Annotated in this window: 13 protein-coding genes; 9 read left to right on the plus strand and 4 right to left on the minus strand. The window is 73.1% G+C overall.

Annotated features, from left to right (window positions below; all coding sequences use genetic code 11):
* Positions 1-3 precede the first annotated feature (3 nt).
* From AC6EH9_RS09825 to AC6EH9_RS09840, 4 genes are read right to left on the minus strand one after another with little or no spacing between them, the layout of a single operon-like run.
* Positions 4-423: a Fur family transcriptional regulator gene (locus AC6EH9_RS09825; protein WP_498422643.1), complete on the minus strand. Its 420-nt coding sequence runs from the start codon at positions 421-423 to the stop codon at positions 4-6.
* Positions 410-1414, minus strand: a complete 1005-nt coding sequence (locus AC6EH9_RS09830) for a metal ABC transporter permease (RefSeq protein ID WP_498422645.1) — start codon at positions 1412-1414, stop codon at positions 410-412. Before AC6EH9_RS09830 ends, AC6EH9_RS09825 begins: the two co-directional genes overlap by 14 nt.
* The gene (locus AC6EH9_RS09835) at positions 1414-2220 is read right to left on the minus strand and encodes a metal ABC transporter ATP-binding protein (RefSeq protein WP_498422647.1); all 807 of its coding nucleotides are present in this window, start codon (positions 2218-2220) and stop codon (positions 1414-1416) included. The genes AC6EH9_RS09830 and AC6EH9_RS09835 overlap by 1 nt, the downstream gene beginning before the upstream one ends.
* Entirely contained in the window at positions 2217-3158 is a 942-nt protein-coding gene (locus AC6EH9_RS09840) for a metal ABC transporter substrate-binding protein (RefSeq protein WP_498422648.1), read from the minus strand. Before AC6EH9_RS09840 ends, AC6EH9_RS09835 begins: the two co-directional genes overlap by 4 nt.
* Before the next feature lie 87 nt (positions 3159-3245).
* On the opposite strand from AC6EH9_RS09840, the gene AC6EH9_RS09845 reads away from it, so the two are divergent.
* The 9 genes from AC6EH9_RS09845 to AC6EH9_RS09885 all read left to right on the plus strand — a co-directional run bounded on the left by AC6EH9_RS09845 (position 3246) and on the right by AC6EH9_RS09885 (position 12918).
* Positions 3246-3566: an antibiotic biosynthesis monooxygenase family protein gene (locus tag AC6EH9_RS09845; RefSeq protein ID WP_498422650.1), complete on the plus strand. Its 321-nt coding sequence runs from the start codon at positions 3246-3248 to the stop codon at positions 3564-3566.
* Positions 3567-3617: 51 nt separating this feature from the next.
* Complete coding sequence (locus tag AC6EH9_RS09850; protein WP_498422651.1) at positions 3618-5015, plus strand: glycine--tRNA ligase; 1398 nt, start codon at positions 3618-3620, stop codon at positions 5013-5015.
* 52 nt (positions 5016-5067) lie between these two features.
* A complete protein-coding gene (locus AC6EH9_RS09855; RefSeq protein ID WP_498422653.1) occupies positions 5068-5769 on the plus strand; it encodes a hypothetical protein in 702 nt (233 codons plus the stop codon).
* Positions 5770-5806: 37 nt separating this feature from the next.
* Positions 5807-6946, plus strand: coding sequence for a tRNA dihydrouridine synthase DusB (gene dusB / locus AC6EH9_RS09860; protein WP_498422655.1), 1140 nt, complete (start codon positions 5807-5809; stop codon positions 6944-6946).
* A gap of 133 nt (positions 6947-7079) precedes the next feature.
* Positions 7080-8027 carry a VldE C-terminal domain-containing protein gene (locus tag AC6EH9_RS09865; RefSeq protein WP_498422657.1) on the plus strand — a complete coding sequence of 316 codons (948 nt, stop codon included), beginning with the start codon at positions 7080-7082 and terminating at the stop codon, positions 8025-8027.
* 192 nt (positions 8028-8219) lie between these two features.
* Entirely contained in the window at positions 8220-9530 is a 1311-nt protein-coding gene (locus AC6EH9_RS09870) for a deoxyguanosinetriphosphate triphosphohydrolase (RefSeq protein ID WP_498422660.1), read from the plus strand.
* Positions 9531-9540: 10 nt separating this feature from the next.
* Positions 9541-10455, plus strand: coding sequence for a 2-hydroxyacid dehydrogenase (locus AC6EH9_RS09875; protein ID WP_498422662.1), 915 nt, complete (start codon positions 9541-9543; stop codon positions 10453-10455).
* 55 nt (positions 10456-10510) lie between these two features.
* Positions 10511-12418 carry a DNA primase gene (dnaG, locus tag AC6EH9_RS09880; RefSeq protein WP_498422664.1) on the plus strand — a complete coding sequence of 636 codons (1908 nt, stop codon included), beginning with the start codon at positions 10511-10513 and terminating at the stop codon, positions 12416-12418.
* Complete coding sequence (locus tag AC6EH9_RS09885; RefSeq protein ID WP_498422667.1) at positions 12415-12918, plus strand: hypothetical protein; 504 nt, start codon at positions 12415-12417, stop codon at positions 12916-12918. The genes dnaG and AC6EH9_RS09885 overlap by 4 nt, the downstream gene beginning before the upstream one ends.
* Positions 12919-12947 lie beyond the last annotated feature (29 nt).

Here is a 12947-nt window from a genome sequence, read left to right on the forward strand (position 1 = left end):
CGGTCAGCCGCGGCAGGTCGGGCAGGTGCCGAAGATCTCCAGGGTGTGGCTCACCGCGGAGAAGCCGTGCTGGGCGGCCACCGAGGCGGCCCAGCGCTCGACGGTCGGGCCCTCCACCTCCACGGTGGCGCCGCAGGCGCGGCACACCAGGTGGTGGTGGTGGCTCTCCGAGCAGCGCCGGTAGGAGGCCTCCCCGTCCGCGGCACGCAGCATGTCCACCTCGCCGTGGTCGGCGAGTCGCTGCAGCGTGCGGTACACGGTGGCCAGGCCGACCTGCTCGCCGCGGCGCCCGAGCAGGTCGTGGATCTCCTGGGCCGAGCGGAAGTCGGAGCACGCCTCGAGCGCCTCGATGACGGCGAGCCGCTGGCGGGTGGGCCGTACGGCGGGCCGCGGCGGGTTCGGCGAGGGCTCAGTGCTCGTCATAGTGGCCTCCCTGGGGTGCGTGGCGGTGCCCGTCGTGCAGGTAGTCGACGTGGTCCCCGTGCTCGACGGCCTGGTGGCCGCAGCCCGGCCCGTGCGCGTGGGGATGCGCCTCAGCCGGTCGCACGGCCTCGTCCCCGAGGATGGGGAACGGCACCCGTAGGCGTCGGCGCCGACGCAGCCAGACGCCCAGCGGCCAGGTGAGCGCGAACCCGGCCAGCGAGAGCAGCACGATCGTCGGGCCGGTGGCCACGCTGGCGTCGTGCTCGACCCCGAGCCACGCCGCGAACAGCAGCCCGCCGACGGCGGCGCCCGCCCCGAGCGCGGTGGCCAGCGCGAGCGTGGTCCGGAAGGAGCGCATCAGCTGCTGGGAGGTCGCGACCGGCACCACCATCAGCGCGGAGACCAGCAGCAGGCCGACGGTGCGCATCGCGACGGTCACGGTGACCGCGCCGAGCACGGCGACCAGCAGGTTGTAGGCGCGCACGTTCAGCCCGGCGACCCGGGCGAACTCCTGGTCCTGGGCCACCGCGAACAGCTGGGGCAGCAGCCCCACGCCGAGCGCGGCCACCACCAGCGAGAGCGCCACGGTGAACCAGACGTCGCCGTCGCTGAGCGAGGTCAGCGAGCCGAACAGGAACTGGTTGAGCCGCGAGGCGCTCTCCCCGCCCAGTCCGGCGAGCAGGACGCCGCCGGCGATGCCGCCGTAGAACAGCAGGGCCAGGGCGACGTCGCCGTTGGCCGGTCCGCGCTCGCGGATGATCTCGATCAGCGCCGCGCCCAGGATGGCGACGACCACCGCGGTCCAGGTCGGGGAGGTGCCGGTGACCAGGCCGAGGGCGACGCCGGTGACCGCGACGTGTCCCAGCCCGTCGCCCATCAGGGCCAGTCGGCGCTGGACCAGGTAGATGCCCACGATCGGTGCGGCGAAGCCGGTGAAGAGCGCGGCGACCAGCGCGCGTTGCATGAACGCCAGTGAGAGCAGGTCGGTCATCAGAGGTGGTCCTCGGGATCGGCCGGATCGAGCGGCGAGCCGACGTGGGGGGTGTGGTCGGGGCGCGCGGCCCCGGCGTGGTGGTGCCCGTGCTCGGCCATCAGGTCCTCGGCGCTCAGCGGCGGACCGTCGTAGGAGACCCGGCCGTCGCGCATCACCACGGCGCGGTGCACCAGCGGCGCCAGCGGGCCGAGCTCGTGGGCGACCAGCACGATCGTCGCGCCGCGCCCGGAGAGCAGCTCGAGGGCGCGGGCCAGGGCCTGCTGGTTGGGCAGGTCGACGCCCGCGGTGGGCTCGTCGAGGAAGAACAGCTCCGGCTCGCCGGCGAGCGCACGGGCGATCAGCACCCGCTGCTGCTGGCCGCCGGAGAGGGTGGAGACGCCGTCGCGGGCGCGGTCGGCGAGACCGACGACCTCGAGCGCGTCGCTCACCGCCCGGCGGTCGGCGGCGCTCATCGGGCGCAGCAGACGGCGCCGGGTGAGGCGCCCGGAGGCGACCACCTCGGCGACCGAGGTCGGCACCCCGCTGGCGGCGCCGGGGCGCTGCGGGACGAAGCCGATGCGCTGCCAGTCCCGGAACGAGCGGATCGGGGTGCCGAAGAGCCGCAGCTCGCCCCCGGCCAGCGGACGCAGCCCGGTCATCGCCCGGACCAGGGTCGACTTCCCGGACCCGTTGGCCCCCATCAGGGCCACGAACTCGCCCGGTCGCACCGCCAGGTCGATCCCGCGCAGGATCGGTCGCCCGGCGATCTCGACACAGCCGTTGCGGACCTCGACGGCAGTCTGGGGCGGGGAGTCGTGTCTCAACAGCCGTTCGCCTTCTGCAGGGCGCGCAGGTTCGCGCGCATGAGGGAGAGGTAGTCCTCCCCGGAGGTCTGGTCCGAGAGACCCTCGAGCGGGTCGAGCACGTCCGCGCGCACGCCCACGTCGGCGGCCAGCGTCTCGGCGGTCTTGGGGCTGACCAGGCTCTCGGAGAAGACCGTGGTCAGGCCCTCGTCACGGATCAGCTCCTGCAGGCGGGCCAGGTCCGCCGGGGACGGCTCGGCGTCGGGGGAGAGGCCGGCGATCGGCTCCAGGTGCAGCCCGTAGCGGCTCAGGTAGCCGAACGCGTCGTGGTTGACCACGACCAGGTCGCGCTCGCACGACGCCAGCCCCTTCTCGTACTCGGCGTCGAGCCTCTCGAGGTCGGTGCGCAGGGCCGTCGCGTTGGCGGCGTAGTCGTCGGCATGGTCGGGGTCGAGCTCGCTCAGCTCGTCCGCCACGGCGTCGCCGAGCTCGGCCATCCGCAGCGGGTCCAGCCAGAAGTGCGGGTCCTCGTCGCCATGGTCGTGGCCCTCCTCGTCGTGCCCCTCGTCCTCGTGGGCCTCGTCGCTGTGCTCGGCGTACGGCTGCAGGTCGACCGCCGAGCCCGCCTCGAGCACGGCGCCCTCGGCGTTCTCCTCGACGGCGGCGTCCACGGCCGGCTGGAAGTCCTCGAGGTAGACCACCAGGTCGGCGCCGGCGAGCCGGGCGGTGTCCTTGATGGCGAGCTCCAGGTCGTGCGGCTCGCCGCCGGGGCGGGTCAGGTTGGTGACCTCGGCGTGCTCGCCGCCCACCCGCGAGGCGACGTACTCCAGCGGGTAGAACGCGGCCGCCACCTCCAGCGTGTCGCCGGAGGTCCCGGCCGAGTCCGAGCCGGTCCCGCAGCCCGCCAGCAGCAGGGCGGTGGCGGCGACGGCGACGCTCGGGCGGAGAAGGCGGTGCATGAGAACGATTCTCAGCAAAGTGAGAATCATTGTCAATCTGTCGAGGCGTGTCCTCGGTCTCGTCGGGGCGGTGGCTACGGTGGGCCGATGCTGGTCGTGAACAGGTTCCGGGTCGCCGCCGAGCGGGCCGAGGCCTTCCGCAGCGACGTCGAGGGCGCGCACGCGCTGCTGGCGCGATGCCCGGGCTACCTCGGCGGCACCGTCGGGCGCAACGTCGACGACCCGGCGCTGTGGGTGCTCACCACCCGCTGGGAGCACGTCGGGGCCTACCGGCGCGCGCTGTCGGCCTACGACGTGAAGGTGGGCGCCGTCGGGCTGCTCGCGCAGGCCCTCGACGAGCCGTCGGCCTACGAGGTGGTCGTCCCCGGAGGCGACCTGAACACCGCGCGCACCCGCTCGCTAGGCTGAGCGCTTGCGGTCGGCAGCCAGCCGGCCGGTCCCGATCCCAGGAGCAGTCCCGTGGCCAAGCCGCCCGCATCCATCGTCGATCACGTCGTCTCCCTCGCCAAGCGCAGAGGCTTCGTCTACCCCTGTGGCGAGATCTACGGCGGCACCCGCTCGGCCTGGGACTACGGGCCCCTCGGCGTCGAGCTCAAGGACAACATCAAGCGCCAGTGGTGGAAGTCGATGGTCCAGGCGCGCGAGGACGTCGTCGGCCTCGACTCCAGCGTGATCCTGCCGCGCCAGACCTGGGAGGCCAGCGGTCACGTCGACACCTTCAACGACCCGCTGACCGAGTGCCAGTCCTGCCACAAGCGCTTCCGCGCCGACCACCTACAGGAGGCGTACGCGGAGAAGAAGGGCATCGAGAACCCCGACGACGTCGACCTCAAGGACGTCGCCTGCAGCAACTGCGGCACCCGCGGCGCGTGGACCGAGCCCCGCCAGTTCTCCGGCATGCTCAAGACCCACCTCGGCGTCACCGAGGACGAGAGCGGGCTGCACTACCTGCGCCCGGAGACCGCTCAGGGCATCTTCCTCAACTTCGCCAACGTGGTCACCTCGAGCCGGCGCAAGCCGCCGTTCGGCATCGCCCAGATCGGCAAGAGCTTCCGCAACGAGATCACGCCGGGCAACTTCATCTTCCGCACCCGCGAGTTCGAGCAGATGGAGATGGAGTTCTTCGTCAAGCCCGGCGAGGACGAGGAGTGGCACCAGTACTGGATCGACGAGCGGACCCGCTGGTACACCGACCTCGGCATCAACCCCGACAACCTGCGCCACTACGAGCACGCCAAGGAGAAGCTGAGCCACTACTCCAAGCGGACCGTCGACATCGAGTACCGCTTCCGCTTCGCCGGCTCGGAGTGGGGCGAGCTCGAGGGCATCGCCAACCGCACCGACTTCGACCTGAAGACGCACTCGCAGCACTCCGGCCAGGACCTGTCCTACTTCGACCAGGCCAGCAACGAGCGCTACGTGCCCTACGTCATCGAGCCGGCGGCCGGCCTCTCGCGCAGCCTGATGACCTTCCTGGTCGACGCCTGGACCGAGGACGAGGCCCCCAACACCAAGGGCGGCGTCGACACCCGCACCGTGCTGCGCCTCGACCCGCGTCTGGCGCCGGTCAAGGTCGCGGTGCTCCCGCTGTCGCGCAACGCCGACCTCTCCCCGAAGGCGAAGGCGCTGGCCGCCGAGCTGCGCCAGAACTGGAACGTCGAGTTCGACGACTCCGGGGCGATCGGTCGTCGCTACCGTCGCCAGGACGAGATCGGCACGCCGTACTGCGTGACGGTGGACTTCGAGACCCTCGACGACAACGCGGTGACGGTGCGCGAGCGTGACTCGATGAGCCAGGAGCGGATCAGCCTCGACGGCATCTCGCGCTACTTCGGCGAGCGCCTGCTCGGCTGCTGAGCCGCCGCGTGGGGGCGGCGTCGGCGGCAGCGCCGTGATGCACAATGACGCCATGACGTCGCCCCTCGCCCGCGCAGCCTCCCCCTCGCGGGCGGTCCGGCTCGCCGCCGCCGGGCTCTGTGCCCTGCTCGTCCTGACCGCGTGCTCGGGCGAGGACGGCGACGACGCCGCCTCGGACGCCACCACCTCGGCCGCCGCCTACCCCGAGGTGCCGGCCGGCGTCGAGCTCACCGACCCCGGCTCGGAGCTGAGCCTGGGCGAGGAGGCGGTGGTGGCCTGGGAGCCGCGCGCCGACACCACCGGCGTGCTCTCGCTGACGCCGCAGAGCTTCGAGCGGGCCACGATGCGGGCGTTCTCCGGCTGGCGCCTCGACGAGGCCAGTCGCGCCTCCACTCCCTACTACGTGCACGTCTCGGTGGAGAACGTCGGTGAGAGCGACCTGGGCCAGGTGCCGGTGCCGCTCTACGTGGTGGACGGCACCGACACGCTGATCCAGCAGTCCACCTTCGGCAGCTCCTTCGCCCCGTGCCCGAGCACCGCGCTGCCCGCGAAGTTCCCGACCGGGGCCAAGGCCGAGCTCTGCCTGGTGTATCTGGCGCCCGCGCGCGGCGTGCTCGAGGCGGCCAGCTTCCGCCCCACCCAGGCCTTCGACCCGATCACCTGGACCGGCGAGGTCACCGACGCCGAGCCGGCCCGCAAGGACCGCAAGGACCGCAAGCGCCAGAAGAAGAGGGGCAAGGCCCGGAAGGGCTGATTTGGGCGGTGCTGGGCGGCCGGGAAGAATGGCCGCCATGCATGCCCTGCCCTCCTCGCTCACGCTCGGGTCCCTGCGCGTGGACCTGCCCGTGGTGCTGGCGCCGATGGCGGGGATCACCAACGCCGCCTACCGGCGGCTGTGCGCCGAGCAGGGCGCAGGCCTCTACGTGTGCGAGATGATCACCAGCCGCGGCCTGGTCGAGGGCGACGCCGTGACCCGCTCGATGCTGGTCTTCGACGAGCTGGAGACGGTGCGCTCGGTGCAGCTCTACGGCACCGACCCCGCCTACGTGGGCAAGGCCGCCGAGATCCTCTGCGCCGAGTACGGCGTCGCGCACATCGACCTCAACTTCGGCTGCCCGGTGCCCAAGGTGACCCGCAAGGGCGGTGGCGGGGCGCTGCCCTACAAGCGCGGCCTGCTCGGCGAGATCCTGCAGGCGGCCGTGCGCGCCGCCACGCCGTACGACGTGCCGGTGACGATGAAGACCCGCAAGGGCATCGACGACGAGCACCTGACCTACCTCGACGCCGGCCGGATCGCGCAGGAGAGCGGCGTCGCCGCGATCGCGCTGCACGGGCGCACGGTGGAGCAGGCCTACTCCGGCGAGGCCGACTGGGACGCGATCGCCCGGCTCGTCGAGCACGTCGACATCCCGGTGCTCGGCAACGGCGACATCTGGGAGGCCGCCGACGCCGTCCGGATGGTCGAGCAGACCGGCGCCGCCGGGGTGGTCGTGGGTCGCGGCTGCCTGGGGCGGCCCTGGCTCTTCCGGGACCTGGCCGCCGCCTTCTCCGGCGAGCAGGTGGCCACCCTGCCCACCCTCGGCGAGGTGAGCACGATGATGCGCCGCCACGCCGAGCTGCTGAGCCGGCACATGGGGGAGGAGCGCGGCTGCAAGGAGTTCCGCAAGCACGTCTCGTGGTACCTCAAGGGCTTCCCGGCCGGCGGTCCGCTGCGCCACGCGCTCGCCCTGATCGACAGCCTCGCCACCCTCGACCGGTTGCTCGCCGAGCTGGACCCCACCGCCCCCTATCCGGTGGCCGAGCTCGGTTCGCCGCGCGGGCGTCAGGGCTCCCCGCGCAAGCGTGTGGTGCTGCCCGAGGGGTGGCTCGACGACACCGACGGCAGCGGCTGGGCGACGCGCGAGGAGGCCGGCGAGACCTCGGGCGGGTGACTGGGAACACCGCACCTGAGAGTGGCCTGAATTCTGCTTGGGCTTGCCAGGTGTGTTTGACTCGCAAGACGTGCCCAGGTCGGACCATCTCCGTCCGGGGCGTCTCCGCCAGCAACAGCTAAGGATCAGCGCCGTGGCAAACAGCCACAAGCGGGACACCGATGCCCGCCGTAAGCCCACTGCAGTTCTTGTGGCCGCGCCCATCGCGGTACTCGCCACCCTCTCCGCCGTCAGCCTCGGCGTGCTCGGCAGCAACCCTGCCTCCAGCGACGACACCTACCGAGCGGACAGCTCCCTCATCGACGTGACCGACCGTGAGGTGGTCTCCCGGGCCTCCGGTCGCACCGCTCTGCTCCCGGCCGACGCGGCCGCCGTCGCCGAGGTGCGCGAGCAGCGCGCCGAGGCCCGCAAGGCCCGCCGCGCCGCGGCCGCCGCCAAGGCGAAGGCCGAGGCCCGCGCCCAGGCCCGAGCCGAGGCCCGGGCGGCCCGCGAGGCCGCCGAGACCCGCCGGGCCGTGTCCCGCGCCGACACCCGGATGTGGACCACCGAGGACCTCAACCTCTGGGACGGCCCCGGCGCCGGGGCCCGCCAGGCCGGCGTCGTCGACGCCGGCGAGAAGGTCCTGGTCACCGAGCGCGCCGAGTCCGGCCGCGAGGAGATCGTCATCAAGGGCGCCGCCTACTGGGTGAGTGCCGGCTACCTCTCCGAGGAGAAGCCCGTCGAGGGCATCGGCGGCGAGTGCACCAACGGCACCTCGGTCGCCTCCGGCGTGAGCCCCAACGTCTCCGCGGTGCACCAGGCCGTCTGCGCGGCGTTCCCCGAGATCACCACCTACGGCACCTTCCGCGGCGACGGCGAGCACTCCCAGGGGCTGGCCGTGGACATCATGGTCAGCGGCGACCGCGGCTGGGAGGTCGCGGAGTTCATCCGCGCCAACTACGCCGAGCTCGGCGTCTCCTACCTGATCTACGCCCAGAAGATCTGGTCGGTCGAGCGCTCCGGCGAGGGCTGGCGCTCGATGTCCGACCGCGGCTCGAGCACCGCGAACCACTACGACCACGTGCACGTCACGACGAACTGAGGACTGCGGCCGCGGCCGCGGCTTTCACGAGTTAACTCGTGAAACCCCCGCTTCCCACATGAAGGAACACGTGGGAAGTGGGGTTTTCGTGTGGGGAGTACGTCGGCCGTGCCCCGGCTTGTCCTCCCCTGCAGCCCGCCGGCGGGCGGGGCCTCGTCGGAGGGTCGGTGCCCGGCGCTAGGGTCGCAGGCGATGGATGACCTGGACCCCGACCTGTACGACGCCGCCTCCCGCGAGCGGATCGTCGACGAGCCGCCCAAGCGGGTCGACGCGCCGATCCGCACCGCCTTCGAGCGCGACCGCGCCCGCGTCGTGCACGCCGCGGCGAGCCGCCGGCTGGCCGCCAAGACGCAGGTCGTCGGGCCGCAGTCCGACGACTTCGTGCGCAACCGCCTCACCCACAGCCTCGAGGTCGCCCAGGTGGGCCGCGACCTGGCCCGCGCGCTGGGCTGCCACCCCGACATCGTGGAGACCGCGGCGCTGGCCCACGACCTGGGCCACCCGCCGTTCGGCCACAACGGCGAGCAGGTGCTCGCCGAGCTCAGCACCGACTGCGGCGGGTTCGAGGGCAACGCCCAGACGCTGCGGCTGCTCACCCGGCTCGAGGCCAAGACGTTCACCGGCGACGACCCCGGCGCCCGCTCGGTGGGGCTCAACCTGACCCGGGCCACCCTCGACGCCTGCACCAAGTACCCCTGGCCGCGCAGCGCCGCCGAGCCCCCGCGCGGCGTGCACGCCGACGGCTCGCCGCGCTTCGTGGTGAAGTTCGGCGTCTACGACGACGACCGCCCGGTGTTCGACTGGATGCGCGCCGGAGTCGAGGGCAGCGCGCGCTGCCTGGAGGCCCAGGTGATGGACCTCGCCGACGACGTCGCCTACTCCGTGCACGACGTGGAGGACGGCGTGGTCGCGGGACGCATCGACCTCACCCTGGTCGAGGCCGAGCGCCACGAGGTCTTCCAGACGGTGCGCGACTGGTACGTGCCGAGCGCCGACGACGCCACGCTGGACGCGGTCCTCGCCGGGCTGCAGACCCAGGGCAGCTGGCCCCGCACGCCGTACGACGGCAGCCGGCGCAGCCTGGCCGCGCTGAAGAATCTCACCAGCGACCTGGTCGGCCGCTTCTGCGGCAGCGTCCAGGCGGCCACCTGGGCCGCCGGCGACGGCCCGTTCGTGCGCTACCGCGCCGACCTGGTGGTGCCGGAGGTGACCCGCCTGGAGATCGCCGTCCTCAAGGGGATCGCCGCCCACTACGTGATGCGCGCCGACGACCGGGTCGCGCTGATGGAGCGCCAGCGCCAGCTGATGGCCGAGCTGGTGGAGGCCGTCTGGCGCGACGCCCCGGTCACCCTGGAGGGGCCCTTCGCCGGCGACTGGGCGGAGGCGGTCGACGACGCCCAGCGTCGCCGGGTGGTCATCGACCAGGTGGCGTCGCTGACCGACGCGAGCGCCGTGGCGTGGCACCGCCGCCTGTGTGGCACGGGCGTGGTCGCGGGCCCGTAGTCTCACCCGGGTGAGCGAACCCCTGGTCTGGCTGCCCTTCGAACCCGCCCTGCTCGGCGACGTGCCCGCGGGCCTGCGCTACGAGGTCGTCGACCCCTCCGAGCACGTGCCCGACTCGGTGGGCGACGTCGAGTTCTACGTCACGCCGTACCGGATGAGCAGCGACGTGGGCGACGTCCTCCCGCGGATGAGCAGCCTGCGGGTGGTGCAGACCCTCTCCGCGGGAGTCGACAACGTCCGGGCCCGGGTCCCCGCCGGGGTCACCCTGTGCAACGGGCGCGGCATCCACGACACCTCCACCGCCGAGCTGACCCTGACCCTGATCCTGGCGTCCCTGCGTGGCGTGCCGGACTTCGTGCGGGCCCAGGACCGGGCCTCGTGGGAGCCCCGGTGGAGTGAGTCACTGGCCGACAAGAGGGTGCTCATCGTGGGCTACGGCGCGATCGGGCAGGCCATCGAGGCCCGGGTGCGCGCCTTCGAGGCCGACGTGGTGCGCGTGGCGCGCACCGCCCGCGCGGGCGTGCACGCCTTCGAGGAGCTGCCGGACCTGCTGCCGGCCGCCGACGTGGTGGTGCTGATCGTGCCGCTTACCGAGCAGACCCGGGGGCTCGTCGACGCCGACTTCCTCTCCCGGCTGCGCGACGGGGCGCTGCTGGTCAACATGGCCCGCGGCGCCGTGGTGGACACCGACGCGCTCGTCGCGGAGCTGCACACCGGTCGGATCAGCGCGGCCGTCGATGTCGTCGACACCGAGCCGATGCCCGCCGAGCACCCGCTGTGGCAGGCGCCGCACCTCCTGGTCTCGCCGCACGTCGGCGGCGCCAGCAGCGCGATGTGGCCGCGCGCGCACCGTCTGGTGCAGGCACAGCTGGCGCGGTTCGCGGCCGGGGAGGCGCTGGCCAACCAGATGGCGGGGGACTACTGAGGCGTCGTGGTGGAGGGCTGCTCCGGCCCGATCGGCTGAGCCGTAGACTCCGGCTGTGGTTGGGCTGATCCGCGATGAGGACATCGCCGAGGTGCGTGAGAAGGCGCGCATCGACGAGGTCGTCTCCGACTACGTCACGCTGCGCAACGCCGGCGGCGGCTCGCAGAAGGGACTGTGCCCCTTCCACGACGAGAAGTCGCCGTCGTTCCACGTCACCCCCGCCCGCCAGTTCTGGCACTGCTTCGGCTGCAACGAGGGCGGCGACGTGATCGCCTTCCTGATGAAGATCGACGGGCTCGGCTTCGTGGAGGCGATCGAGAAGCTCGCCGACAAGTACGGCGTGCAGCTGCGCCGCGAGGAGGGCGAGGAGGCCGACCAGCGCCCCAAGGGCCCGCCGCGGACCCGCCTGGTCGAGGCGAACCGTGCCGCCCAGGAGTTCTACGCCGGCCAGCTGGGCACCCCCGAGGCGCTCGTCGCGCGCCAGTTCCTGGGCAGCCGGGGCTTCGACCAGCAGGCGGCCGAGACGTTCGGCGTCGGCTTCGCCCCCCGCGACGGTGAGGCGCTGCTGCGCCACCTGCGCCAGAAGGGCTTCCGCGACGAGGAGCTCGTGGTGGCCGGGCTGGTCGGTCAGGGGCGCAGCACCTACGACCGCTTCCGGGGACGGCTGCTGTGGCCGATCCGCGACGCCAGCGGCGACACCATCGGGTTCGGCGCGCGCCGGATCTTCGACGACGACCGCATCGACGCGAAGTACCTCAACACCTCCGAGACGCCGCTGTACAAGAAGAGCCACGTCCTCTACGGCCTCGACCTGGCCCGGCGCGACATCGCCCGGACCTCCCAGGCCGTGGTGGTCGAGGGGTACACCGACGTGATGGCCTGCCACCTGGCCGGGGTGAAGACCGCGATCGCCACCTGCGGGACCGCCTTCGGCGACGACCACGCGCGGGTGCTGCGCCGTTTCATGCACGACCACGAGGAGTTCCGCGGCGAGGTCATCTTCACCTTCGACGGCGACGCCGCCGGACAGAAGGCGGCCTTGCGCGCCTTCGCGGGCGACCAGAACTTCGTCTCCCAGACCTACGTGGCGGTCGAGCCGGACGGGATGGACCCCTGCGACCTGCGCCTGGCGCAGGGCGACGCCGCGGTCCGGGAGCTGGTGGCCCGCCGGGTGCCGCTGTACCGGTTCGTGCTCGGGAACGTGGTCGGCAAGTACGACCTCGACCGTGCCGACGCCCGCGTCGACGCCGTGCGCGAGGCGGCGCGCCTGGTCTCGAGCGTGCGGGACCGCTCCAAGGTCGACGCCTTCGCGCGCGAGATCGCCGGGATGGTCGGCGTCGACATCGAGCAGGCGCGCTCGGAGGTCAAGCGCGCCCAGGCCCGCGGCCGCTCCGCACCGGTCGAGACGCGCACCGGCTCGCGCGCCACCGGACCCGCGGCCGGCGGCGGCGAGCCCGCCGCGCCGCCGCGTCGCCAGCTGCCCAGCCTCCGCGACCCGCGCTTCGCGCTGGAGCGCGAGACGCTGAAGCTGGTGATCCAGCATCCCGCGCAGGTGGGCGCGGTGATCGGCGACGTGGCGGACAACGACTTCACCCACCCCACCTACCGCAGCGTCTGGCAGGCGGTGCACGCCTCCGGCGGACCCGCCACGGGCACCAGCGACCCGGGCTGGGCCGCGCGGCTGCGCGACCAGGCGGCCGGTGAGCCCGAGGTCTCCGCCGCGATCAGCGCGCTCGCCGTGGAGCCGCTGCTGCGCGAGCCCGACGCGACGTACGTCGCCGCCCACGTCTACCGGCTTCAGGAGCTGACCGCCATGCGACGCATCGCCGACCTCAAGTCGCGCCTGCAGCGAACCAACCCCGTCGAGCACGCGACGGAGTACAACAAGATGTTCGGTGAGCTGGTCGCCCTCGAGCAGCACCGCCGCAGCCTGCGCGACCTGGCCATCGGGGCGTCCTCGTGATCCGGCGTCGCGAGCGGCCCGACGTCCGGCTCCCCGCCGGGGAGAAGGCGCTGGCCTGGGCCCCCACCCGCGACGGCCGCGTCGTGGTCGGCACGCGCGACGCGCTGCACCTGCCCGGCGAGAGCGCAGGCTCGACGCTGCGGATCGCCTGGGAGGACATCGAGGCGGCCGACTGGGACGCCGAGACCTCCACCCTGCGCGTCACCGAGGTCGGCACCTGGGGGGTCCTCCGCCCCGACCACCGCCTGGAGCTGACCGAGCCGGCGCTGCTGCTGCAGCTGGTGCGTGAGCGGGTCACGGCCAGCATCGTGCTCCAGCGACGGGTGAAGGTCGAGGGGCGCCACGGACTCGCGGTGATCGCGCGCCGGGCGCCGCGCGGCGACCGTCCGCTTCGCTGGTTCTTCGAGTACGACGCCGGCGTGGACCCCGAGGACCCGGCCGTGGTGGACCTCGCGACCCGGGCGCTGAGCGAGGCCCAGGCCGAGGTCGGGGAGCGTTAGCGACCTCGTCGCGGCACGCCCGGGACCAC

The sequence above is a fragment of the Nocardioides sp. Z21_20 genome, from assembly GCF_059766585.1.